This window comes from Actinomadura vinacea (genome assembly GCF_039532545.1).
Lineage (GTDB): Bacteria > Actinomycetota > Actinomycetes > Streptosporangiales > Streptosporangiaceae > Spirillospora > Spirillospora vinacea.
Genome location: NZ_BAAARW010000002.1, coordinates 117,505 through 139,206, shown reverse-complemented (window position 1 = coordinate 139,206; position 21,702 = coordinate 117,505). Strand labels below are relative to the sequence as shown.

The following is a 21,702-nucleotide window of genomic DNA, read 5'->3' as shown; positions in this document are numbered from 1 at the left end:
GCGCATTTCCTTCCAGGAAGCGCCGCGGGGTCGCGGCTTCCCGCGACAAGAACGACCCCTCGTACCGGCGCCCGCTCGTCAACCTGCGCACAAAGAACATTCCACCGCTTCCCGGGAACCTCTGACTTGGGGGTATCTCTTGAGGCGTGGAAATGATCTTGGTGGGTAGATCAGAAACCGAGTAGATCATCCATCGAATTCGGGGGGATTCGAAGCCGTGACCGTGATCAAGGGGAATGAGAGTGTCGACCGGGACGCGTCGATTCGTGAGCTGCTGAGCGACGATGTGCTGGATGTGCTGCTGGAGCGGTCGAAGGACGAGGCCGGGCAGTTGCGGCTGACCGGTGAGGGGTCGATGCTCGGGCAGCTGGTCAAGGCGGTGCTGGAACGCGCGCTGGAAGGCGAGCTGACCGCTCACCTGGGCTATGGCAAGCACGATCCGTCGGGGAACAACTCCGGCAACTCCCGCAACGGCCGGGGCAAGGACAAGACGGTGCAGACCGGGGTCGGGCCGGTGCGGATCAGCGTGCCGCGGGACCGGGCCGGCTCGTTCGAGCCGGTGCTGGTGCCCAAACGCGCCGGCAGGGTCGCCGGCGGACTGGACGACATGATCATCAGCCTGTACGCGCACGGCATGAGCGTGCGCGACATCCTGCACCACCTCAAGCAGGTCTACGGCACCGACCTGTCCCACGAGCAGGTCTCCCGCATCACCGACCAGGTGATGGACGAGGTCAAGGCCTGGCAGACCCGGCCGCTGGACCCGACGTATGCGGTGGTGTTCCTGGACGCCATCGTGGTCAAGGTCAGAGACAACAACGTCGTGACCAACAAACCCGCCTACATCGCGGTCGGTGTTGACGCCGACGGGGAGAAGCACGTGCTGGGCATCTGGCTCGCACGCACCCCGGCCGAGACCGCCACCGCCGGCGAGAGCGCCCGGTTCTGGGCCTCGGTGATGGCCGACCTGCGCAACCGCGGCGTCCGCGACATCCTCATCGCCTGCTGCGACGGCTTGAAAGGCTTCGAGGACGCCATCAACGCCGCGTTCCCGGCCACCGTGGTGCAAACCTGCGTGGTGCATTTGATCAGGAACGCGCTGCGGCCGGTCGCCCGCAAGGATGCCGGAGCGGTGGCCAAGGAGCTGAAGAAGGTCTACACCGCCGTGGACGCCGACACCGCACTCGAAGCGCTGGCCGAGTTCGCCGGCACCGACCTGGGCCGCAAATACCCGCAGGCGGTGAAGGTGTTCGAGGACGCCTGGGACCGCTTCACACCGTTCTTCGCCTTCACCGCACCGGTCCGCAAACTGCTCTACACCACCAACGGCATCGAATCGCTGAACTACCAGCTGCGGAAGGTGACCAAAGCCCGCGGGCACTTCCCCACCGACGACGCCGTGGTCAAGCTGCTGTGGCTGGCCATCGTCAATATCGAGGACAAACGCGCCCGCGAACGCGCCGCCAAACGAGAGCAAGGCGACAAGCACGCCTTCCAGCCCGCCCGCCTCGTCGAAGGACAACGCGTCGCCGGATGGCGCGAAGCGCTCAACGAACTCGCCATCGCCTATCCAGGACGCATCAGGTAACGCGGATTACACCTGCTACCAGCAGGATCTTTCCACACCTGAAGTTACAAGCTCTATGACGTACGGGCGGCCGCGATCAGCGGTCTGGGCGGCACCGCCAGCGTGGCGACGCGTTGATGTTCCACAGCTCGGCAACCCTCTGCGCATGCGGTGACGAACTCTTGGTAGGCATGCTGGGCGTCGGGCCGGAAAGCTGCGGCGCGGTGGCAGTTCTGGAAGGCCAGCCGTACGTCAAAGTGCTTTTCGAGGGCCGTGCGCATGGCGTCGCTGGCCATCATCCTCAGCAGCTGTCCACGGGCGGCCTCATCGGGCGGAGGGGCCCTGGTTGTCGGCGAACTCGCCACCGTGGTGCAGGTCGTCGACGAGGCTGGTTACGACCTTCCATGCGTACGGCAGTGAGGTGCGGATGCAGTCGATGAACGCGGCGTCGTCGACGTCGCCGTGTTTGGCCTGGTGGAGGAGTTGCAGGGACACGGTCAGCGACATGGCTTCTCCTTGTCGAGGGGTTCATCGGTGACGGTAGACCTGCCGGTGGAGGCGATCAGCTACCGCTTGGGTCACAGGCTGGTAGCCGTGCCGGGAGGCACGGGCGGTCGGCTACGGGCGGTGAGGCGGCTGGTGAGGGCGGCGATGAACAGGACGCCGCAGATAACCGCGGTGGCTGGCTCCGGTTGCGACCTGATAGTGCAGGCAGATGGATAGGCCGGCCCGCCACCGCGGACCCGGCACCCAGCAAGACGCCCAGGGCCATCGCGGGCACGATGCGGCGGGTCCATAGCAGGGCCGCGGCGGTTGGGCCGACCAGTAGGGCCAAGGGCGGTGTTGCGCCGACGGCCGGGACGGCGGTCACGACCGTGATGGCGAGCAGGGCCAGCAGCCCGCCGTCGATGCTGTGGGCGCGGTATCCGAGTGCGCGCAGCGTGGCCGGGCCCGAAGGCGGCGAGCACCCGCACCTTGTGTCCGAGCGCCGGGACGACGAGGAGGAGGACGGCGACCACGGCCGCCACGGCGATGTCGTCGGTGCCGACCGTGAGCGGTGCCCCGACGAGACTGCGGTCGGGTCTTTGCTGAAACCGGGCTGGGACGAGATAGCACGACCCCCAGCGCCAGCGCCGCTGACCAGGATACCGGCGTGCTGATGATGCCGCCCGGAGGCGATGCCGCCACGGCCAAGGACCACGACCGCCCCACCGCCGCCAACTCGGCACCGATTTTGACGTCTGCCCCCGCGACGGCGGCGACGATGCCGAGAAAGGCGACGTGGCCGAGTGCCTCGGTGAAGTACGCCAGACGCCGCAACACCGCCTGGACCCCCAGCACACCGCAGACCATCCCAGTGAGGATCAGTTCCACCAGAGTCCGCCCGGGCGAATCCGCTCATCCACGACCATCCTCATGGGCATCGATCTTCATGGGTGAATCACACGGCCGGTGGCCGCTCTCTCACTGCGCCGCCGTCACCCCGGACGGGGGGCCGGGTGCGGGCTGACGGCTGCGCCGGTAGCGGGTGGCCAACGCGTTCCAGGCCATGGTCGTGGCAAAGGACAACGCGAAGAGGGTTCCGATGACCATGATGATGGTGCCGCCGGCGGCGACGTCGTAGTGGGTGGAGATCTGGACGCCGATCAGCCCGCTGAGTGCGCCCGCGGCCACCGCGATGACCGTCATCGCGGGGATGTTGTGGGTCCACAGGCGGGCGATGGCAGCGGGTCCGACGAGGACGGCGACGGACAGGATCGCGCCGACGGCCGGCACGGCGACCACGATGACCGCCTCGACCGTCAGCAGCAACGCCAGGTCGATGGCCGCCGGGCGGTAGCCGGCGGCGGCGTAGCCGTCCGGGTCGAAGGCGCGGAAGGTGAGCTGCCGGCCCGTCACGAGCAGGAGCGCGGCGACCAGGACACCGACCACGGTCACCGCGATCAGGTCACCGGTTCCGACGGTGAGGATCTGGCCGACGGTGTAGGCGGTCAGGTCCTTGGAGAAGCCGTCGCGGGCCGACAGCAGGACGACGCCGAACGCGAACCCGGCCGACAGCACGATCCCGATCGCCGTGCTCGTGGCCTGCGCCGGTCGCCGGGACAGGGCGAGAACTCCCAGCACGACCAGCACACCGAACAAGGCGCCGCCCGCGTACAGGCCGATGCCGGCGACCGCGGCCAGCACCACGCCCGGGAAGGTGGCGTGCGTCATCGCCAGGGTGAAGAACGGCAGCCGTCGCAGCACTATCTGCACACTGATCAGGCCACCGACCACACCGAGCAGGACGGCCTCGACGAGCGCCCGATCGACCGCGGTCATGCCGCGCTCCCCCGGACGCGCAGCCGCCGCCGGATCGTCCCCGCGGCGAGAGCACCCGCATAGCAGGCGATGAGAACAAGGACGACGGTGCCGCCGGACGCGAGCCGCAACCCATGGTGGATCGACGCGTCATAGCTGATCGCAAGCCCGGCCCAGCCGGCCAGCGCGCCCAGGACGGCGGCGATCGGCACGATCAGCGTCAGCCGATCGGACAGTGCCCGGGCCGTGGCGGCGGGAACGATCAGCAGTGCAATGACCAGGACCGTCCCGACGGCCCGTACGGAGGCGACGACGACCAGGGCGACGATGGTGTTGGTGACCAGGTCCAGCAGGCCGATCCGGTACCCGGCGGCCCGAGCGCCTTCAGGGTCGAAGGTGCGGGCGGTCAACGGTCGCCGCAACACCAGCAGCGCGGCGATGACCAAGATGGTGACCGCCAGAGTCTGGGCCAGCTGCTGCTGTGTGACGGTCAGGATCCGGCCGAACAGGAACGCGGTCAAATCGGCGGTGTACCCCGATTGCCGGGAGACCAGCACCACACCGATGGCGAAGAAGGTGGTCAGCAGCACCGCGAGGGCGGTGTCCTCGGTGACGGCGCGATGCCGGGTGAGCAGGGTGAGCAACGCGGCGGTCGCGGCCCCGGCGACCAGCGCTCCCCAGAAGATGCCGCCGTCGCCGCTGAGCAGGTGGCCGATGACGACGCCGGGAAAGACGGTGTGGGTCAGGGCGTCGGTGATGAACGCCAGGCGGCGCAGCAGGATCAGCACGCCGACGGTGCCCGCCAGCGCGCCCAGGATCACCATCTCGGCGAGCGCCCGGGCCATGAACGGGAACGTGAACGGTTCGACGAAGAACTGGTACATGGCTGTCAGGAGTGGGCGACGATGACGCGGTCGCCGCGAAGTTCGAGCGCGTGCCCACCGTAGGTGGCGCGCAGCCGGTCAGGGGTGAGCGTCGCGCCCGTGGGGCCAAAGCCGAACTGACGGCGGTTGAGCAGGCACACCTCTTCGCAGGCCAGGTGGGCGAGCGCCAGGTCGTGGGTGGCGACCACGACGGCGGCACCATCGGCCTTCAAGGCGGCGACCGCGTCCAGCAGGGCTTGCTCGCTGACGGCGTCGACGCCGTTGAACGGCTCGTCGAGCAGCAGCAGGCGGGGTCCGGCGGCGATCGCGCGGGCCAGCAGCACCCGCTGGCGCTGTCCGCCCGACAGCGTTCCGAACCGGTGCCGGGCGCGGTCGGCCAGCCCGACCTGTTCCAGGGCCCGGTGGGCGGCCTGCTTGTCTGCGGGCTTCGGGCGACGCAGCCAGCCGATCCGCCGGTAGCGGCCCATCAGCACCACCTGACCGACCGAGATCGGGAACTCCGGATCGAGCGTGTCGGCCTGCGGGACGTAGGCGACGTCGCGGCGTGCCTGGGCCGGTGTCGTGCCGAGCACGGTGATCCGGCCGGCGGCCAGCGGGACCAGGCCGAGGATCGCCTTGATGAGGGTCGACTTCCCGGCGCCGTTCGGACCGATCAGGGCGACGGCCTCGCCTGGGGCGACCCTGCCGTCGATCTTCTCCAGTGCCAGGGCGGGGCCGTAGGCGACATTGACCTCGTTCAACTCCAGAGCCGCGGGCGCAGGTTCCACGATGCCCACCTCATCCCTTCAGCGCCGTGACAATGGTGGTGGTGTTGTGCCGCTCCATCTCCAGGTACGTGGCGCCCGCCGAGCCTGCCGGGCCGAGCGTGTCCCCGTACAGGGAGTCCTCCCCCGCCTCGACCTTCACCCCGGCCTGGCGGCCGATGGCCTCGGCGGTCTTGGGCGGCAGCGAGGATTCGGAGAAGATCGCCTTCACCCCGGTCGCCTTGATCTTGGCGACCAGGGAGTTGAGCTGCTTGCCGGACAGCTCTGCCGAAGTGTCGAAGCTGGGGATGATCGAGCCGACGAACGTCAATTGGTACCGATCGATGTAGTACCCGAACGCATCATGATTGGTAACCAGCTTGCGCCGGGCGGGAGGCAGCGAGTTGATCTGGCCGGCGATCCAGGCGTCGAGTTGTTCGAGCTTGCCGGTGTAGGACTTCAGGTTCGCCTCGAAGGCCGCCTTGTCCGCGGGGTCCTTGGCTTCGAACGCGGCGGCGATGTCGCGGCTCATGATCTCGGCGTTCTTGGGGTTGTGCCAGATGTGCGGATCGCCGGCCGCCTCTTCCTCCTCGCCGTTGCCCTTGCGGATCGCCACGCCCTTGCTGGTGTCGACCACCGTGCCGTCGAAACCGGCGGACTTGATGGTCTGGTCCAGCCACTTCTCCACACCGACGCCGCTCTTCACCACCAGGTCGGCGTTCGCGATGGCCTGGATGTCGGCCGGGGACGGCTCGTAGTCGTGCGGATCGACGTTGGGCTTGAGGATTTGGGTGACCGTGACCTTGTCGCCGCCGATGTTGCGGGCGAAGTCGGCCACCTGCGTCGTCGTGGCGACCACCTTCAGCTTCTTCCCACCGGTGCCGCCGGCGCCGCCGGTGGCGCTGGAGCCGCCGCAGGCGGTGGCCGCGACCAGGAGGGCCGCCATGACCGGTAGGGCAGGCCCGAGGGCTCGGATACGCACGGTGTCTCCTCGCAGGTCGGAGGTGAGAATGAAAACGGTCCCCATAGTCGTCTTGTCGGGAATGATTGTCAATATCGGCTAAATGTTCATACCGTCGCCCCATGGCCTCCCACATCGCCCCCGCCGACCGTCACTCCCACGATGGGAGCGCAGACGAGGTCGCCGTTCGGCTTCGCGCGGCCGGGCTGTCCCCGACTCCGCGCAGACGCCGGGTGCTGGAGGCGCTCGCCGTCCAACGGCGTCCGGTGGGCGCGCACGAGTTGTACGTCGAGCTCACCCGGCGGGGACACCGCGTCGGGGTGTCGACCGTCTACCGGACGCTGTCCGCCCTCGCCGACGCCGGGCTCGTGCACGTGTTCGTCCGCGACAGTGAAACCCGCTACCGGCTGTGCGCCCCCGGCCGCCACTACCACCTGGTGTGTCGCCGTTGCGGCGGAGTTCAGGAGCATCCCGCCGGCGACGACGGCGACTGGCTGGACGGCGTCACGGCCGCGGGCGGCTTCCGGCCCGACCCGCACCAGATCGAGGTGCAAGGCGTGTGCGGCCGGTGCCTGCGCTGCCAAGGCGACGATCCGGCCGATTGATACCGTGCGAAAGGTAGATGATCAGCAATCGCCCCCGCCGGAGCACCGACCCATGACCTCAGCCCCACCCGGCCGCCCCACGCGGCAGACCTCCCCGACCGGCCGAGGAACACGCGTGCGCGGGACACGGCAGGCCGAGGCCCTCAACGAGGTACTGGCCGACCTGCCCGAGTTCCGCAGCGCCCAGGACATCCACGGCGAACTGCGACGCCGCGGTCAGCGCATCGGGCTGGCCACGGTCTACCGCCATCTGCAGGTGCTGAGCCAGGACGGCGCGGTCGACACCCTCCGCGACGAGTCCGGAGAGACCCTGTACCGGCGCTGCCGGACCAGTACCCATCACCATCATGTGACCTGCCGCTCCTGCGGGCACAGTGTCGAAGTGGAGGGACCCGCGATCGAACGCTGGGCCGAGCGCGTCGCCACCGAGGCGGGCTTCACCGACATCGACCACACCATGGAGGTCTTCGGCCTGTGCCCCGACTGCACGGGGCAGCGCGCCTGAGCAGGCGGTCCGGCGCTGCCGCGGGCTGCGCCGAACGGACGCGGGATTCACTCGCGACCGTCGCCTGCAGGCGGCGCCATGACGGGTCGTATCCGTGCCTCCCGGTGTGCGGCTCGGCGCCAGGCTCGACCGGTCAGCAAGCGCAGTCCGTTGAGGCCGACGATCACGGTGGAGCCTTCGTGGCCCGCCACGCCCAGCGGCAGGGGCAGGTGGCCGAGCAGGTCCCAGGCCACTAGCACGACGATGAACGTGCCGGCGATGACCAGGTTGGCGATGACGACGCGGCGCGCACGGCGCGACAGAGCGATGACGGCGGGTACCACCGACAGTTCGTCGCGGACGATGACCGCGTCGGCGGTCTGCAGCGCCAGATCAGACCCTGCCTGGCCCATCGCGACCCCCGCATGGGCGGCGGCCAGCGCAGGCGCGTCGTTGACCCCGTCGCCCACCAGCAGCACGCGCTGCCCCTCCGTTTGCAGGGCCCGCACGGCCTGGACCTTGTCCTGCGGCAGCAGCCCGGCGCGCACGTCGTCGACGCCGACCTGATCGGCGAGGTGAGCGGCGGCGTACGGGTTGTCGCCGGTCAGCAGGACCGGCGTCGCGCCGGTCAAGGCGGTGATGTGGGCGACGGTGTGGGCGGCGTCGGGGCGTGGCCGGTCAGCCAGCCCCAGCACCCCGGCCACCCGGCCGTCGATGCGGACGACGACGGCGGTCTGCCCGCTGACCTCCAGTTCCGCGAGCGCCGCGGTGACCCCTGCGTCGTCGTCACCGTCCACTGGGCCATCACGCAGATCGCCGCAGGCCATGGCCCGCCGGTCGGCCCCTCGGTGACGTTCTGCCAGCAGGTGGGCGGGACTGCCCACCTCGACCCACCGCCCGGCGACGCGGGCCCGTACCCCGCGGCCCGGCACCGAGCCGAACTCCCAGGCGGGGATGATCGGCAGCCTAGACCGCTGTGCGGCCCGCACCACGGCCCGGGCCAGGGGGTGCTCGGACGGGTTCTCCGCCGCGGCGGCCAGGCCCAGCAGCCGCTCGGCGGGCGAGTCGCCGTCGGCGCCTGGCGTATCGGACAAGACGCGCACGGTCGCCACGTGCGGGATGCCTTCAGTGAGAGTTCCGGTCTTGTCGAAGGCGACCCTGGTGGCGGTGCCGAGCTGTTCCATCGCCACGGCGGATTTCACCAGAACGCCATGCCGTCCGGCGTTGGCGATCACTGCCAGCAACGGCGGCATGGTGGCCAGCACCACCGCGCACGGGGAAGCCACGATCATGAACGTCATCGCACGCGGCAGCGCCGTGGCCAGATCAGCGCCGAAGGCGAGCGGGACGGCGAAAACCGCGATGGTGGCGGCCACCATGCCGATCGAATAGCGCTGCTCGATCTTCTCGATGAACAGCTGAGTGCGCGCCTTGGTGGCGCCGGCCTCCTCGACCATGGCCACGATCCGAGCGACCACGGTCTCGGCCGCGGGCCGTTCCACCCGGACACGCAGCGCGCCGGTGCCGTTCAGTGTGCCGGCGAACACCTCATCACCCGGCATCTTGTCCACCGGCAGCCCCTCGCCGGTGATCGTGGCCTGATCCACCTCACTGGCGCCGTCGATCACCCGCCCATCGGCGCCGATGCGTTCTCCAGGGCGGACGACGATCACGTCCCCCACCGTCAGCCGTTCGGTGTCGATCACCTCTTCGGTGCCGTCGGGGTCCACGCGCGTCGCGGTGTCGGGTGCCAGGTCCAGCAGGCCGCGGACCGAGTCGGCGGTCCGCCGGGTCGCGTAAGCCTCCAGCGCACCGGACGTGGCGAAGATGACGATCAGCAGCGCACCGTCCAGGACCTGACCGATCGCGGCGGCTCCGATCGCCGCGACCACCATCAGCAGATCCACATCCAGCTTGCGTCCGGCCAGGGCGCGCAACCCGGCAAGACCCGGTTCCCAGCCACCGGTCGCATAACAGGCCAGATAGAGCGTCCACCAGGTCCAGGCCGGTGCCCCGGCCAGCTGGGCGACCACACCGGCGGCGAACAGCGCCGTCGCCACGGCCGCCCACCGCACCTCGGCCAGCGCGAACAAACGAGTACGGCGTGGCCTCGCCTGAGCCTCCTCGGGGTGCAGGTCGAGATGGCCGGAGGTTTCGTCAAAACTCACTGTCACCGCATCAGCATATATACGCAGTCACGCAGATATGCAATCAGCCGGATGGCCGAGTATCGTCGGGACATGCACGCGTCGATGCCGGACTTCCAGATGCCCAACGAGGAGCAGGTGCACCTGGCGGCCGAGACCTTCCGGCTCCTGGCCGACCCGACCCGGATGAAGATCCTGTGGGCGCTGCTCCAGGGCGAGTCGTCAGTGGCATGCCTGGCCGACCTGGTCGGCGCCGCCCCCACCGCCGTCAGCCAGCATCTGGCCAAACTCCGGCTCGCCGGGCTGGTCAAAGGCCGCCGTGAGGGCACCTTCGTCTACTACTCCGCCGCCAACGTCCACGTCCGCCGCCTGCTGGACGAGGCGCTCTTCCACGCCGACCACACCGACCGCGACCTGCCCGACCACGATGAACAGGACGCCGACGTCCACGTCGGCGCACCCTCCACGGCGGTCTGACCACGGCAAGGGTAAGAGTGCGACCTGTCGTGAGGTCCGCCATTCGCTCGCGGTGCAACCCCGGTAAAACACCCTCCTGGTGAACAACGCGGGCTCCTCTGATCATCCGGTCCCTCGCCGCGTCATCCGCAGGCCGACGCGAAACCGCGGATCGAGCGGACCGGCGTCCAGATCTCCGTCGGCCAACCAGTTCGCGACAGCCTCGGCGTCGTTCCCGGCGAGAATCGGGGCCGACCGCGATCGCCGCACCGGACGGCCGCCGGTCCGTGTCGCAGGGTTGCACCACCAGATAGCAGCCACTCGCATGCGGCGCGCCCATCCGGCAACGCGGGGCGTGCAGCAGGCATCCGGTACGGACGAGGATGTCGTGCGGACTTTGCCGGATGACGACGGCGAGCCGCGGCAGGACATCCAGGCCGGGCTTCCGAGAGCGGCACGGGCCCGCATGGCAGACAGCCGCGGCGAAGGGCTGGTTCGCCACCACTTCCTCCGCCACGCCTGGGGACGGCAACGCGACCAATTTAGCGAAAACGGTTATCGCTGTCCAATGTCTTTGGACTTCGAGTGGGCCACAGCAAAGACATGCATGAATTGCCATATGTTAATTTTTGGACGTACCGACAGTGTTCGTTCGTGGGCGGGTCGCCCAACTGACGCTCGCATCGAACGCGGAATCCCAACACGACAAGGAGTTCGACCATGACCGCCGCGACCGAGCACCGCACGCACACCGACCACCAGCACGTCCACAGCGAGGGATGCGGCCACGTGGCGTTCCCTCATAACGATCACACCGACTACCTGCACGACGGACACTTCCATGTCGTGCACGAAGACCACGTCGACGAGTGCGCCGCGGGCGGCCACGTGGCCCACGAGGAGCACGAGCACCGGCATGGGCAGGGCTGCGGGCATGTCGCCGTCCCGCACGACGACCACGTCGACTACCTGCATGACGGGCACCGCCATGCCGCCCACGAGGGCCACTGGGACTGCCACTGACGACTGCGCCGGGCGGCGGGAGCGTGCGTCCGATAAGGGCACTGAAATAGGAAGCTGTATTCACATGCTATATGTGCATGTGAATACAGCTTCCTCTGCGGAGAAGCCTCTCCAGGCAGTGCATCCCGCCAGCGAACTACTGAGGGCACTGGCCTCGCCCGTACGGCTGGGGATCGTGCGCGAGTTGTCCGGGGGAGACAAACGCGTCCATGAGCTCGTGGCCGCCCTGAAGGTGAGCCAGCCCTTGGTCTCCCAGCATCTGCGAGTGCAACGCGCGTCGCGGATCGTCGCCGGCCGCCGCGTGGCCCGCGAGATGGAGTATTTCCTCGTCGACGACCATGTCGCCCACATTGTTCTCGACGCGATCCGCCATGCCGCTGAGAACTGAGGTCGCCCTTGTACAGGGCGATCAAGGCAGCCCCAATGAGCTGCCCCGCCCCGGATCCCGCGGCTCCTCCAGCGCGACTTGCGCGGACATCACGGAATCGATTGGCCCGGAAACGCGGGGCAAAAGCGGTATCCGTCTTTGAGCGGTCACCGAGTGGGTGCAGGGCGGGAGTGTTCCTGGTGCCTTCTCTGGCACCATGACGGACATGAGTGACCACGTCGGCGTCCGCACGGCCGAGGACGATCTGCTTCCTCCACCGGACTGGGGACGTCGCGGGCCCGCCGCGCCGGGGACCCGTGCCGCGTGGGTGTTCGGCGCGCTGGCGGCCGTGCTGGTGATCGGCCGGATCCGGGTGGCCCCGGACGTTGGCGCACGCGCCCTGGACGCGTGGGCCACGATCTTCGTGGCGGTGTGCGTGCAGGCGCTGCCGTTCCTGGTCTTCGGGGTCGCGCTGTCGGCCGCTATCACCGCGTTCGTCCCGCCGTCGGTGTGGCGGCGGGTGCTGCCGCGGCGGCCTGGGGCCGCGATGCCGGTCGCGGGCGCGATGGGGGCCGTCCTGCCGGGCTGTGAATGCGCGTCGGTGCCGGTCGCGAGAGCGGGCTCATGGCCCGCGGCGTGGCCCCCGCCGCCGCGCTGACCTTCCTGCTGGCCGCCCCGGCGATCAATCCGTTCGTGCTGGTGGCCACCGCCGTCGCCTTCCCCGGCAAGCCGGAGATGGTGGTGGGCCGGTTCGTCGCCTCGCTGCTGGTGGCCGTGCTGGCGGGGTGGACGTGGCTGCTGCTGGGCAAGGGCGAGTGGATCAAGATCCCGTCCCGTCCCCAGGCGCACGGGGCGGCCGGGCGCCTGGAGGCGTTCCGGCAGGCGATGCGGCACGACATCATGCACGCCGGAGGGTTCCTGGTCGTCGGCGCGGCCGCGGCCGCCACCATCAACGTGGTCGTCCCCGCAGGCTGGGTGTCGGCGGTCGCCGGCATTCCCGTGGCGTCGGTGCTGCTGCTGGCGTTGCTGGCGGTGTTGATGTCGATCTGTTCGGAGGCCGACGCCTTCGTCGCGGCCAGCCTGTCGCAGTTCTCCACCACCGCGCGGCTGGCGTTCCTGGTGGTGGGGCCGATGGTGGACCTGAAGCTGATCGCTCTCCAGACCGGCTTCTTCGGCCGCCGCTTCGCGGTCCGGTTCATTCCGCTGACCTTCTGCCTCGCGGTCGGGATCAGCACGGTGGTGGGAGGGATGCTGTCATGACCAAGGCCGCGCAGAACCTGCTGCTGGTCCTGGTCGGGGCCGCGGTGGTGTGGATCACGCTGGGCAGTGGCGAGTACGTCAACTACGTCAGGCCCGGCTTCCGGTACCTACTGATTCCGGCGGCGCTTGCGCTGGTGGCGCTGGGCGCCGCCGGACTGCGCCGGGAGTGGCGGGACACCGCAGACGGGCACAGGGACGGCGGCCACGCACACGCTGACGACCATGCGCATAACGACCACGGGCATGACCATTCGCGTGGGCCGCGGGTGGCCTGGCTGCTCTGCCTGCCCGTCCTGGCGATCTTCGTGATCGCCCCGCCGGCACTCGGATCGTTCACCGCGTCCCGGCACACCGGCCGCGCGGCAGCGCCGCCGGCCGCGCCAGAGTCGGGGTTCGGTCCGCTACCTGCGGGCGGCGCGCCGGTCACGATGACGATGGGCGAGTTCATCGGCCGCGCGTTCGAGGCGCAGACCAGCGATCCCAAGCGATTCGAGGGCGTCCCGGTGCGGCTGACCGGCTTCGTGACCCCGGCCGGGAAGGGCAAGGACGGCTGGCAGGTCACCCGGCTCAAGACCGCCTGCTGCGCCGGCGACGCCATCCCGTTCCCGGTCGCCGTGCACGGCCTCCCCCAGCCGCCGGCCGACTTGTGGGTCCAGGTCGTCGGCGTCTGGAAGCCACCCGCGCCCGGTCGCACGGAGACGGCCGTGCAGGAGTTGCGCGACCAGTCGGTACAGCAGACCAAGAAACCCAAGAATCCGTACGAGTGACCGCAGCTCCCAAATCACGCTCTTCATCGTGCGGCCGCCGGTGAGGAGCGGCGCTCTCAGGCAGTGGTGTTCAGGTCGAGGAGGTCGGCGAAGGGGTCATCCAGGCCGGTGGCGGGCTCGCCGGGGCCCAGCAGGCACGAGTCGAGGAGCGCGTGGATCTGGTCAGGGTCGAGTTCGGGGCCCGTAAGGACCAGGTGCTGGACGCGGTCGCCGTGGTCGGAGGACCAGTCGAGCGAGGCGGCCAGCCTGCGGGCGGGCGGGACCATCTCCCAGGTGGCCTCGGGGAGCGCGGCCAGCCAGGGGCCGCTGTCCTCCACGGCGACGATGCCGGCCACCGCGTCCCAGGCCAGCATCCGGTCGGGCCGGTTGGCCAGCCAGAACCGGCCGCGGCTGCGCATCGACTCGGTGGCGAGGGTGTCCATGGCCTCGAAGAACCGCCCCGGGTGCAGGGGCGTGGTGCGGTGCCAGACCACGGTGTCCACCGCGGGCGTGCGCGATTGGCACGGCAACTGGGCGGTGGCCGGGTCGACGCGGGCGGCCAGTTCGCGGGTGCACAGTGCCGGGCCGGTGAGCGGCGGCAGCGGCCGACCGGGCATGGTGACCGGTGTCATCGGCGCGAGGTGCCCGAGCAGTTCCCGGCACAGCTGGAGATCGTCGACGTCGGGCGGGGGCAGCAGGGCGGGCAGCACGTCCGGGACGATGAGCGCGGTGGCGTACTCGATCTGGTGGGCCAACACCTCGGCCAGGTAGCGCTCGTCGCCGGTGGCCCCCGCCTTGCCGATCTCGGTCAGCCGTTCGCCCCGGCAGATATCGGTGGGCATCAGCTCGGCGTCCAGCCCGGTCAGCACGCCGGTGAGCCGGATGTCGCTCTTGCACTCGGGGTCGTCGAGCGCCTCGGCGACCGACCGCGGCTCGACGCAGTCCCACAGGTCCGCGACCAGCAGTGAGGCCTGGCCCGCGTACCGCAACAGCTGCGGGATGAGGTCCTGGCGGACCGTGCAGGTCACGCAGCCGTGCTCCAGCCGGATCACGGCCTGCTCCAACGCCGTGTCGGCGGTACGGACGGTGCGCACCACCAGCCCACCGGTGATCTCTCGCAGGTCGTGGTGGATCGCCAGGGCGCCGGGGTGCTCGCGCAGCAGCCGGTCGACGACGGCGGCGCGGGCGGTGCCGTGCAGCCCGGCCACGAGCACAACGGGAACGGACATCGAAGGCCCCCTCTGCAAATGAAAACGGTTATCGCTATCATGCCATGCGTCAAAGGAGGTTCGATGGCCCGCAACGAACTCCGGCCGGTGATCAAGCTTCGTTCCACCGCCGGAACCGGCCACACGTACGTGACCCGCAAGAACCGCAGGAACGATCCCGATCGGCTGACCCTGCGCAAGTACGACCCCGTTGCCCGCAAGCACGTGCTCTACAGAGAGGAGCGCTGATGCCGGCACGTTGCCAGCTGACCGGCGCCAAGCCGGGCTTCGGCAGGAGGGTGTCGCACTCCCACAGGCGCACCCCGCGCCGGTTCGACCCCAACATCCAGACAAGCGGTACTGGCTGCCCGGCGAGGGCCGGTACGTGCGGTTGCGGCTGTCGGCCCACGCCATCAAGACGATCGACAAGATCGGTATCGAGGCCGCCGTGGCCCGCGTCCGCGCCCGGGGTGAGAAGGTCTGATGGCCAAGAAGAGCAAGATCGTCGCCAACGAACGGCGTAAGGCCACCGTCGAGCGCCACGCCGCCCGCCGTGCCGAACTCAAGCGCCTCATCCGCAGTCCGCACACCGCCGATGAGATCCGCGCGGCGGCCGTGCGCGAACTGCGTCGCCAGCCGCGCGACGCCAGCGCGACCCGCGTCCGCAACCGCGATTCCGTCGACGGCCGGCCTCGCGGGCATCTGCGCAGGTTCGGTCTCTCGCGGATCCGCTTCCGCGAGATGGCCCACAGCGGGGAACTCCCCGGCACCACCAAATCAAGCTGGTAAGGAGACCCATGGCCGTCCCCAAGCGCAAGAAATCCCGCAGCAACACCCGCAAGCGCCGCTCGCAGTGGAAGGCGTCGCCCCCTGATCTGGTGCCCATCACCGTCGAGGGACGCCGGGTCCTGGTGCCACGCAATCTTGTCCGCGCCTACCACAGCGGACTCCTCCACCTCTGACCGCAGCAAAGCGGTGTGACGCGGAAGTGGCCCAAGGCCCGGCCCGTCCGCCGGCCGCCCGGCCATGACGATCGGCGCCCACGCTCGTGCTCGTCGAGACCTGCCATGAACACCATCAGTCGCTGACTTCGATGCCGTTCCTGCTGTCGGCCCGGCCCGAGCGCCGCGACACGCGCGCCGGAAGCGACCGCACCTACCTGACCCGAGAGGAGTGGCTCGCGTGTTCGACGGTCGCCGGGCTGTCACCGCTCCTCGACCTGCCCCGTCCCGATCATCCGCTGGCGGCGTTCTCTCAGCACCTGTTCGTTGCCACGCGGAATCCATGAGCGGAATCCATGAGGAGAGCCGAATGACCGTTCCGTCCACCGACGCCCCCACCAAGGCACGGGGTTCCGACGAGGTCGCCCGGGTTCTCGCCCGCATTTGGGCCGACCTGCTCGACCTGGACCCCGACGCGATCGACGGCAATGCCAGCTTCCTGCGGCTCGGCGGCGACTCCGTGCTGGCCGTACGCATGTCGGCACTGATCCGCAAGAAGTTGTCTGTCGAGCTCGCTCTGTCAGACGTGACCGTGGAGATCACTCTGTCCGCCCTCACCGATATCGTCACGCGCCGCAGCAGGGACGGCGCGACCGCGCGGGCCCTTCCGGTGGAGATCGAGCACCGCGCCGACCCGGACGCCCCGTTCCCCTTGATGCCGCTGCAGCAGGGGTACTTCGTGGGACAGCACGACGGGTGGGAGCTGTCCTACGACTCGGCGCACTTCTATGGCGACGTCGGCCTGCGGGACATGGACTCCGACGAGGCGGAAGAGACGCTGGCGGACGCGCTGCACCGGCTGGCGCAGCACCAGCCGACACTGCGGGGCCGGATCGCCCCCGACGGCATGCAGTACGTCCTGCCGCCCGACGCGCCCGGCGCGATCCCGCAACCTCGCGTCTACGACCTGCGCGAAGCCGGTGACGAGGAAATCCGCACCACGCTGGAGGCGGTGCGCCAGGAGATGGCCGCCACCGGCCCGAACCCGCTGACCGGGCCGGGACTGGACGTGCGGCTCAGTCTGCTGCCGGGCGGGCGGGGACGGCTGCACACCGCCATGAGCTTGATCTCGATGGACGGCTGGTCGGCGACGGTGCTCAACCGGGAGCTGCTGACGCTGGCCGCCGACTGGAACGCCGTCCTGGCACCGCTGGAGGTCGACTTCGGCGACTACGTGACCTCGGTCGGGCGGCTGCGCCAAACCGATCTGTGGGCGGCCGACCGGGACTGGTGGTTCGACCGGCTGGACGACGCACCCCTACCGCCCGCGCTGCCATTGCGCGCCGACCCCCGTGACGTGGCGCCCACCCTGATGGACACACGTGAGGCGCGTCTGGACTCGGCGCGCTGTGCGGCGTTGCGCGAACGGTGCGCCGCGCACGACGTCACCCCGTCGGCCGCGATGCTGACCGCGTTCGCCGTCGTCCTGGCCCGCTGGTCAGGGCACCGGCGATTGCTGCTCAACACCCTCCAGCTCAACCGGCTGCCGCTGCACCCCGACATCCACCGAACGATCGGCGCGTTCTCCTCCACCATGCTCGTGCCCGCGGCGCTGGACGTCGGCCGGACCTTCGCCGCGCTGGCGTCCGCACAGCAGCGGACCTTCGCCGAGCACGCCGCGCACAACCTGATCTCCGGGGTGGAGGTGTCGCGCGAGCTGGCCCGTCGTCGCGGCACGCCCCGGCCCGTCGCGCCCGTGGTGTTCCAGAGCACCCTCGGGATGGACGCGGCGATCGGCGAGCGGCAGGCCCGATCGGCCGGGCCGCTCGGGGAGCTGGACTTCGTCGACTTCTATCACCAGCTCCGCACTCCGCAGGTGGCGCTGGAGGCGCGGTTCTGGGAGATGGGCGAGGAGATGGTCTTCGCGTTCTCGCTGGTGGCCGAACTGTTCGAGCCGCAGGAGGTCGACGCCGCCTTCCGGGAGCTGGTGGAGCTGATCGAGGCGCTGGCCGACGGGCCCGGATGGGACCGGGAGGTCGAGTTGCCCGGCGCCCTGGAACCGGACCGGGACAGCGGGCTGTCGCTGGGCGGTCCTGCTGCGGCCGACGTCGATGAGGAGGCCGGCCCGCCCCGGGACGAGCTGGAGCAGCGGATCGCGCTGCTGTGGGAGGAGATCCTGGACGTCCCGGTTCTCGATCGGGCGACGCCGTTCTTCGCCCTGGGCGGCGACTCGCTGCTTGCGGTAAGGAGCCTGGCCCGGCTGGCGAAGGACGTCGGCGTGGCGGTACAGGTCCGGCGGTTCCTGGACGCGCCGACCGTGGCCGGGCTGGCCGCCGCCATCCGCGAACAGGGTAGGGACTCCACCGGATGACCACGATCGGGGTGCTCGGCGGCTCAGGAGCGGTGGGCCGGATCGTCGTCGACCGGCTGACCGCCTGGGAGTTGGGCAAGCTGCGTGTCGGAGGACGCGACCTGGAACGGGTGGCCAAGGTGTGCGCTCAGGCGCCCAAGGCGCACACCGAGCCGATGCGGGTGGACCTGAACGACCGAGATGAGCTGCGCGGGTTCTGCGCAGACTGCGACGTGGTGGTCAACTGCGCGGGACCGTCGTACCAGGTGCTCGACCGGGTGGCCCGGGCGGCGCTGGCAGCCGGGGCGCATTACGTCGACGCGGCGGGCGACCTGGTGGCCATCGACGCGCTGGGCGACGCCCCGCCCACCGGGCTCGCCGACCGCGCCGCGGTGTTCTCGGCCGGGCTGATGCCGGGGCTGTCCGGCCTGCTCCCCCGGCTGCTCGCCGTCGACGGGCCGCCGGCACGTCTGGACATCTACGTCGGCGGCGCGGCCGCGATCGGCCCGCTGTCGGCGGTGGACGCGCTGCTGACCCGGGGCCCCCGGTTCGGCACCGCGCTGGCCGCGTGGCGCAACGGCGGGATCGCACCGAACGCGCTGCGGCCGCTGCGGTCGGTCGCCCTGCCGGGATTCCGGGGCCGGGTGCACGCCTGGCCGTTCCTCTCGGCCGAGGCGTCCCGGCTCGCCGCCGAGCTCGGTGTGGAGGAACTGCGCAACTACACCGTCTACGTCACCGAGGCCATCCCGCGGGCGCTGGCGGCCGCCTGGGCCGACGAGGACGCGCCGCTCGAACGGCACGTTCCGGCGGTGGCGGCTGCCGCGGAGGCCGACCTGGCCGCCACCGGCCCGTACTACACGATGCTGTTCCAGGCCGTGCACCACGACCCCGCGCCGGGTCGTCCACGCCGCCTCGAACTGCACACCCCCGACTCCTACGCGTTGAGTGGGGTCGTCGCAGCCCTGACCGCCCGCGACCTGCTCGACGAGCGGATCCCGCCCGGCGTTCACCTGGCCGCCGAGGTGCTGAGCCCCCGCGAAACCCTGACCTTGCTGGCCGACGACCCATTGGTCACCGGCGTCGAGCTGATCTGACGAATTCGATCAAGAAAGGCCCTTCCCCAATGACCGACATTCCCGTTGATGAGGCGGCCAGAGCCGACCAAGGTCTGGGGTACGGCGTCAACGCGCCCTACTATGACCTGATCCTGCCCCAGGCCCACTGGGACGATCTCGCCGCCGCCCTCGCCGAGCTGTTGCCGGACGCACGATCGGTCGCCGAGATCGGGGCCGGGACCGGCTATTTCACCGAGGCGATGCTGGGCTTCCTCGCCCCGGAGGCGGAGATCGTCGCGATCGAGCCCGCGCGCGTCATGCGGGCGGCGCTGGTCACCCGGCTGGCGCGGCTCCCCGAGGCCGAACGGCGGGTGACCGTCCTGGCCGAAGACGCGGTGGGTGCCGAACTCGGCGCCCCCGTCGACGCGGTCGTGCTGCTCAACCTGATCATGCATTTCGCCCCGGACGAGCGGCCGCGGCTGTGGCGCACCTGGGCGGCGGCGCTGAGCCCGGGCGGGCTGCTGGTCGTGGAGGCGCAGTACCCGCAGAAGGCCGAGCCGGTGCCGGCCAGCGTGATCCCCGGCCGCACCCTCGGCCGCCGCCGGTACGAGACGGTGTCGCGGGCCGACGTCATCGGCGACGACATGATCCGGTGGGTGAACGCGTACCGAACATGGGAGGGCGACCGCCTGGTCTCGGAGGAGGTCGCCGAGTTCGACTGCCACGTCATCTCCGACGAGCGGCTCGCTGAGGAGCTGTCCGCCGCCGGCCTGACGCCCGTGCAGGGAGCGCCCGAGGGACTGCGCGTCTGGCGACGCTGAGATCAGCCCGCCCTGCCGACCGGTTGGGCGAGTACCCGCCGCAGCGCCGCGAGCACGGCATGGCGCTGCGGCATCAGGTAGAAGTGATCGCCCGGGAAGATCTCCAGCCGGGTGCGGCCGTGGGTGGCGTGCCGCCAGCGCGCCGCCTCCTCGGGTGTCAGGTCGGGGTCCCGGTCGCCCAGGAACACCGAGACCGGGCAGTCCAGCGGGGGCAGCGGCCGCGGCCGGTAGGTCTCGATGAGCCGGTAGTCCGCCCGGACATAGCTGAAGATCATCCTTCGGAGGTCGGGATCGTCCAGTACCTCGGGGTCGGTCGCGCCGAGACGCATCAGCTCGGCGTACAGGTCCTCGTCGTCGCCCCGGTGCACGTCGCCGCCCTTCTCCTCGTGCGGCGCCTCGCGCCCGGAGGCCACCAGATGGACCGGCCCGGGCAGACCGCGCCGGCGCATCTCCTGCGCGACCTCGTAGGCGACGGTCGCGCCCATACTGTGCCCGAAAAGCGCGTAGGGGCGGTGCGCCACCGCTGCGACGGCGTCCGTGAGCCCGTCGACCAACTCACCCATGTCGCGTGGCAACGGTTCGCCGAGCCGGTCCTCGCGCCCCGGGTAGCGCACCGCGAGCAGCTCGATCCCTGGCGGTAGCAGCTCGGCCCACCCCAGGAAGGCGCCGTCCGTGCCGCCGCCGTGCGGCATGCAGATCAGGCGCAGCCCGGCGCCGGGACGTGGCAGGAAGCGGCACAGCCACGGGCCGCCGGGTTCTTCGACCATGATCCCTCCCCTTCATCAAGATATGATAATCATTTTCACATGAAGAACGGCATGTACGACATGTACGACGTGATCGTGGTGGGCGGCGGGCCGGCGGGCCTGAGCGCCGCCCTGGTGTTCGGGCGGCAGCGCCGCCGCGTCCTGGTGATCGACGGAGGCCGCGTCCGCAACGCCCCCGCCGCCGAGATGCACATGTACCTCAGCCGGGACGGCTTCTCGCCCGCGCGCCTGCTGGAGCTCGGCCGCGAGGAACTGAAGGCCTACCCGTCGGTGGAACTGCGCCCGGGAACCGTTCTGGCCGCCCGCGGCGCCAAAGACGACTTCCAGATCGAGCTGGCCGACGGCACCCGTGTACGGGCGCGACGGCTGGTACTGGCCACCGGCCAGGTGGACGAGCCCTACGACATCCCCGGCCTGGCCGAAGGGTTCGGGCGCAGCGTCTTTCACTGCCCGTTCTGCCACGGCTGGGAGACCACCGGAAAGTCGCTGGCCGTCATCACCACCAACCCGCAGGAGGCGATGCTCGCCCTGTATGTGGCCGACCGGTTCAGCGACGACGTGGTCCTGTGCACCCACGGCTCGCTGGAGCTGCCCGACGAGATCGCCAAGAAGTTGGGCGAGCGCGGTGTCACCGTCAATTCCGAGCCCATCACCGAGGTCTCGGGCGAGGCGGGCGACGCCACCGTCCACTTCGCCGACGGGAGCGTCCTGCGGCGCGAGGCCGTCTACCACCGCGCCCCGACACGGCAGCACTCCGAGCTGGCGGCGCAACTCGGCTGCGAGATCCTCGACGACGGCACCGTCCGGGTCAACGAGCTCCAGGAGACCACCGTGCCTGGCGTCGCGGCGGCGGGTGACACCGCCAAGCTCCCGGCCGTCCCCGAGGCCGCCACCCTGGTCTCGCTCGGCGCCGCCGACGGCGTCCGGGCCGCGCTGTGGATGGAAGGCGACCTGTTCCGCTCCGGCCTCGGCTTCCCCTCCTCCTGAGCGCGACCGCATGAGCTGGTGGAGTCCCG

26 protein-coding genes and 2 pseudogenes are annotated in these 21,702 nt (G+C 70.3%); 17 read left to right on the top strand and 11 right to left on the bottom strand.

Annotated features, from left to right (window positions below):
• Nucleotides 1-217 precede the first annotated feature (217 nt).
• A complete protein-coding gene (locus ABD340_RS02510) occupies nucleotides 218-1,588 on the top strand; it encodes an IS256 family transposase (RefSeq protein ID WP_344586684.1) in 1,371 nt (456 codons plus the stop codon).
• 53 nt (nucleotides 1,589-1,641) lie between these two features.
• On the opposite strand, the gene ABD340_RS02505 is transcribed toward ABD340_RS02510, so the two are convergent.
• The 8 genes from ABD340_RS02505 to ABD340_RS02480 all read right to left on the bottom strand — a co-directional run bounded on the left by ABD340_RS02505 (nucleotide 1,642) and on the right by ABD340_RS02480 (nucleotide 6,477).
• Nucleotides 1,642-1,863: a hypothetical protein gene (locus ABD340_RS02505; RefSeq protein WP_344587140.1), complete on the bottom strand. Its 222-nt coding sequence runs from the start codon at nucleotides 1,861-1,863 to the stop codon at nucleotides 1,642-1,644.
• 28 nt (nucleotides 1,864-1,891) lie between these two features.
• The gene (locus tag ABD340_RS02500) at nucleotides 1,892-2,074 is read right to left on the bottom strand and encodes a hypothetical protein (RefSeq protein ID WP_344586683.1); all 183 of its coding nucleotides are present in this window, start codon (nucleotides 2,072-2,074) and stop codon (nucleotides 1,892-1,894) included.
• A 55-nt stretch (nucleotides 2,075-2,129) separates the two neighbouring features.
• Nucleotides 2,130-2,507: a metal ABC transporter permease gene (locus ABD340_RS47865; protein WP_425547309.1), complete on the bottom strand. Its 378-nt coding sequence runs from the start codon at nucleotides 2,505-2,507 to the stop codon at nucleotides 2,130-2,132.
• A complete protein-coding gene (locus ABD340_RS47860) occupies nucleotides 2,435-2,941 on the bottom strand; it encodes a metal ABC transporter permease (protein ID WP_425547304.1) in 507 nt (168 codons plus the stop codon). The genes ABD340_RS47865 and ABD340_RS47860 overlap by 73 nt, the downstream gene beginning before the upstream one ends.
• A 90-nt stretch (nucleotides 2,942-3,031) precedes the next feature.
• Complete coding sequence (locus ABD340_RS02495; protein ID WP_344586682.1) at nucleotides 3,032-3,889, bottom strand: metal ABC transporter permease; 858 nt, start codon at nucleotides 3,887-3,889, stop codon at nucleotides 3,032-3,034.
• Nucleotides 3,886-4,752: a metal ABC transporter permease gene (locus tag ABD340_RS02490; protein WP_344586681.1), complete on the bottom strand. Its 867-nt coding sequence runs from the start codon at nucleotides 4,750-4,752 to the stop codon at nucleotides 3,886-3,888. The genes ABD340_RS02495 and ABD340_RS02490 overlap by 4 nt, the downstream gene beginning before the upstream one ends.
• 5 nt (nucleotides 4,753-4,757) lie before the next feature.
• The gene (locus ABD340_RS02485; protein WP_344586680.1) at nucleotides 4,758-5,519 is read right to left on the bottom strand and encodes a metal ABC transporter ATP-binding protein; all 762 of its coding nucleotides are present in this window, start codon (nucleotides 5,517-5,519) and stop codon (nucleotides 4,758-4,760) included.
• Nucleotides 5,520-5,529: 10 nt separating this feature from the next.
• Nucleotides 5,530-6,477 carry a metal ABC transporter substrate-binding protein gene (locus ABD340_RS02480; RefSeq protein WP_344586679.1) on the bottom strand — a complete coding sequence of 316 codons (948 nt, stop codon included), beginning with the start codon at nucleotides 6,475-6,477 and terminating at the stop codon, nucleotides 5,530-5,532.
• Nucleotides 6,478-6,578: 101 nt separating this feature from the next.
• Between ABD340_RS02480 and ABD340_RS02475 the strand changes: the two genes are divergently transcribed.
• Nucleotides 6,579-7,061: a Fur family transcriptional regulator gene (locus ABD340_RS02475; protein WP_344586677.1), complete on the top strand. Its 483-nt coding sequence runs from the start codon at nucleotides 6,579-6,581 to the stop codon at nucleotides 7,059-7,061.
• 115 nt (nucleotides 7,062-7,176) lie between these two features.
• Nucleotides 7,177-7,566: a Fur family transcriptional regulator gene (locus ABD340_RS02470; protein ID WP_344586676.1), complete on the top strand. Its 390-nt coding sequence runs from the start codon at nucleotides 7,177-7,179 to the stop codon at nucleotides 7,564-7,566.
• Between the two features lie 47 nt (nucleotides 7,567-7,613).
• On the opposite strand, the gene ABD340_RS02465 is transcribed toward ABD340_RS02470, so the two are convergent.
• On the bottom strand, nucleotides 7,614-9,713 hold the full coding sequence (locus ABD340_RS02465; RefSeq protein WP_425547308.1) for a heavy metal translocating P-type ATPase: 2,100 nt from the start codon (nucleotides 9,711-9,713) through the stop codon (nucleotides 7,614-7,616).
• Nucleotides 9,714-9,764: 51 nt separating this feature from the next.
• Between ABD340_RS02465 and ABD340_RS02460 the strand changes: the two genes are divergently transcribed.
• The 5 genes and pseudogenes from ABD340_RS02460 to ABD340_RS02440 all read left to right on the top strand — a co-directional run bounded on the left by ABD340_RS02460 (nucleotide 9,765) and on the right by ABD340_RS02440 (nucleotide 13,565).
• Nucleotides 9,765-10,169 carry an ArsR/SmtB family transcription factor gene (locus ABD340_RS02460; protein ID WP_344586675.1) on the top strand — a complete coding sequence of 135 codons (405 nt, stop codon included), beginning with the start codon at nucleotides 9,765-9,767 and terminating at the stop codon, nucleotides 10,167-10,169.
• A gap of 699 nt (nucleotides 10,170-10,868) precedes the next feature.
• The gene (locus ABD340_RS02455; protein WP_344586674.1) at nucleotides 10,869-11,171 is read left to right on the top strand and encodes a threonine dehydratase; all 303 of its coding nucleotides are present in this window, start codon (nucleotides 10,869-10,871) and stop codon (nucleotides 11,169-11,171) included.
• Complete coding sequence (locus ABD340_RS02450; protein WP_344586673.1) at nucleotides 11,065-11,559, top strand: ArsR/SmtB family transcription factor; 495 nt, start codon at nucleotides 11,065-11,067, stop codon at nucleotides 11,557-11,559. Before ABD340_RS02455 ends, ABD340_RS02450 begins: the two co-directional genes overlap by 107 nt.
• Before the next feature lie 196 nt (nucleotides 11,560-11,755).
• Nucleotides 11,756-12,798 (top strand): annotated as a pseudogene (locus ABD340_RS02445) (permease).
• On the top strand, nucleotides 12,795-13,565 hold the full coding sequence (locus ABD340_RS02440) for a TIGR03943 family putative permease subunit (protein WP_344586672.1): 771 nt from the start codon (nucleotides 12,795-12,797) through the stop codon (nucleotides 13,563-13,565). Before ABD340_RS02445 ends, ABD340_RS02440 begins: the two are co-directional and overlap by 4 nt.
• 56 nt (nucleotides 13,566-13,621) lie before the next feature.
• Here the strand turns inward: ABD340_RS02440 and ABD340_RS02435 are convergent, their stop codons facing one another.
• Nucleotides 13,622-14,773, bottom strand: coding sequence for a CobW family GTP-binding protein (locus ABD340_RS02435; protein WP_344586671.1), 1,152 nt, complete (start codon nucleotides 14,771-14,773; stop codon nucleotides 13,622-13,624).
• 63 nt (nucleotides 14,774-14,836) lie between these two features.
• On the opposite strand from ABD340_RS02435, the gene rpmG reads away from it, so the two are divergent.
• The 8 genes and pseudogenes from rpmG (at nucleotide 14,837) to ABD340_RS02395 (ending at nucleotide 19,919) form a co-directional block, all read left to right on the top strand.
• Nucleotides 14,837-15,001 (top strand): 50S ribosomal protein L33, encoded by a 165-nt coding sequence (gene rpmG, locus ABD340_RS02430; protein WP_344586669.1) that lies wholly within the window; start codon nucleotides 14,837-14,839, stop codon nucleotides 14,999-15,001.
• A pseudogene (rpmB, locus tag ABD340_RS02425) lies at nucleotides 15,001-15,122 on the top strand (50S ribosomal protein L28); the annotation flags it as partial. The gene rpmG and the pseudogene rpmB, both read left to right, overlap by 1 nt.
• Nucleotides 15,123-15,235: 113 nt before the next feature.
• Nucleotides 15,236-15,541, top strand: a complete 306-nt coding sequence (gene rpsN / locus ABD340_RS02420; RefSeq protein ID WP_344586668.1) for a 30S ribosomal protein S14 — start codon at nucleotides 15,236-15,238, stop codon at nucleotides 15,539-15,541.
• 8 nt (nucleotides 15,542-15,549) lie between these two features.
• Entirely contained in the window at nucleotides 15,550-15,714 is a 165-nt protein-coding gene (gene rpmF / locus ABD340_RS02415; RefSeq protein ID WP_344586667.1) for a 50S ribosomal protein L32, read from the top strand.
• 86 nt (nucleotides 15,715-15,800) lie between these two features.
• Entirely contained in the window at nucleotides 15,801-16,040 is a 240-nt protein-coding gene (locus tag ABD340_RS02410) for a hypothetical protein (protein ID WP_344586666.1), read from the top strand.
• A gap of 23 nt (nucleotides 16,041-16,063) precedes the next feature.
• Nucleotides 16,064-18,064 carry a phosphopantetheine-binding protein gene (locus tag ABD340_RS02405; protein WP_344586665.1) on the top strand — a complete coding sequence of 667 codons (2,001 nt, stop codon included), beginning with the start codon at nucleotides 16,064-16,066 and terminating at the stop codon, nucleotides 18,062-18,064.
• A complete protein-coding gene (locus ABD340_RS02400) occupies nucleotides 18,061-19,137 on the top strand; it encodes a saccharopine dehydrogenase NADP-binding domain-containing protein (protein ID WP_344586664.1) in 1,077 nt (358 codons plus the stop codon). The genes ABD340_RS02405 and ABD340_RS02400 overlap by 4 nt, the downstream gene beginning before the upstream one ends.
• A 29-nt stretch (nucleotides 19,138-19,166) precedes the next feature.
• Nucleotides 19,167-19,919: a class I SAM-dependent methyltransferase gene (locus tag ABD340_RS02395; protein WP_344586663.1), complete on the top strand. Its 753-nt coding sequence runs from the start codon at nucleotides 19,167-19,169 to the stop codon at nucleotides 19,917-19,919.
• A 2-nt stretch (nucleotides 19,920-19,921) separates the two neighbouring features.
• On the opposite strand, the gene ABD340_RS02390 is transcribed toward ABD340_RS02395, so the two are convergent.
• On the bottom strand, nucleotides 19,922-20,686 hold the full coding sequence (locus tag ABD340_RS02390) for a thioesterase II family protein (protein WP_344586662.1): 765 nt from the start codon (nucleotides 20,684-20,686) through the stop codon (nucleotides 19,922-19,924).
• Between the two features lie 39 nt (nucleotides 20,687-20,725).
• Here ABD340_RS02390 and ABD340_RS02385 point away from each other — a divergent pair, with 39 nt between their 5' ends.
• On the top strand, nucleotides 20,726-21,673 hold the full coding sequence (locus ABD340_RS02385) for an NAD(P)/FAD-dependent oxidoreductase (RefSeq protein ID WP_344586661.1): 948 nt from the start codon (nucleotides 20,726-20,728) through the stop codon (nucleotides 21,671-21,673).
• The last annotated feature ends 29 nt before the right edge of the window (nucleotides 21,674-21,702 follow it).

Coding starts and splice junctions, on each gene's coding strand:
- ABD340_RS02505 (WP_344587140.1), bottom strand. CDS start 1,863: ATGGCCAGCGACGCCATGCGCACGGCCCTCGAAAAGCACTTTGACGTA.
- ABD340_RS02500 (WP_344586683.1), bottom strand. CDS start 2,074: ATGTCGCTGACCGTGTCCCTGCAACTCCTCCACCAGGCCAAACACGGC.
- ABD340_RS02450 (WP_344586673.1), top strand. CDS start 11,065: ATGGGCAGGGCTGCGGGCATGTCGCCGTCCCGCACGACGACCACGTCG.
- rpmF (WP_344586667.1), top strand. CDS start 15,550: ATGGCCGTCCCCAAGCGCAAGAAATCCCGCAGCAACACCCGCAAGCGC.
- ABD340_RS02390 (WP_344586662.1), bottom strand. CDS start 20,686: ATGGTCGAAGAACCCGGCGGCCCGTGGCTGTGCCGCTTCCTGCCACGT.
- rpsN (WP_344586668.1), top strand. CDS start 15,236: ATGGCCAAGAAGAGCAAGATCGTCGCCAACGAACGGCGTAAGGCCACC.
- ABD340_RS02475 (WP_344586677.1), top strand. CDS start 6,579: ATGGCCTCCCACATCGCCCCCGCCGACCGTCACTCCCACGATGGGAGC.
- ABD340_RS02405 (WP_344586665.1), top strand. CDS start 16,064: ATGACCGTTCCGTCCACCGACGCCCCCACCAAGGCACGGGGTTCCGAC.
- ABD340_RS02385 (WP_344586661.1), top strand. CDS start 20,726: ATGAAGAACGGCATGTACGACATGTACGACGTGATCGTGGTGGGCGGC.
- ABD340_RS02455 (WP_344586674.1), top strand. CDS start 10,869: ATGACCGCCGCGACCGAGCACCGCACGCACACCGACCACCAGCACGTC.
- ABD340_RS02440 (WP_344586672.1), top strand. CDS start 12,795: ATGACCAAGGCCGCGCAGAACCTGCTGCTGGTCCTGGTCGGGGCCGCG.
- ABD340_RS02460 (WP_344586675.1), top strand. CDS start 9,765: ATGGCCGAGTATCGTCGGGACATGCACGCGTCGATGCCGGACTTCCAG.
- rpmG (WP_344586669.1), top strand. CDS start 14,837: ATGGCCCGCAACGAACTCCGGCCGGTGATCAAGCTTCGTTCCACCGCC.
- ABD340_RS02400 (WP_344586664.1), top strand. CDS start 18,061: ATGACCACGATCGGGGTGCTCGGCGGCTCAGGAGCGGTGGGCCGGATC.
- ABD340_RS02490 (WP_344586681.1), bottom strand. CDS start 4,752: ATGTACCAGTTCTTCGTCGAACCGTTCACGTTCCCGTTCATGGCCCGG.
- ABD340_RS02435 (WP_344586671.1), bottom strand. CDS start 14,773: ATGTCCGTTCCCGTTGTGCTCGTGGCCGGGCTGCACGGCACCGCCCGC.
- ABD340_RS02495 (WP_344586682.1), bottom strand. CDS start 3,889: ATGACCGCGGTCGATCGGGCGCTCGTCGAGGCCGTCCTGCTCGGTGTG.
- ABD340_RS02395 (WP_344586663.1), top strand. CDS start 19,167: ATGACCGACATTCCCGTTGATGAGGCGGCCAGAGCCGACCAAGGTCTG.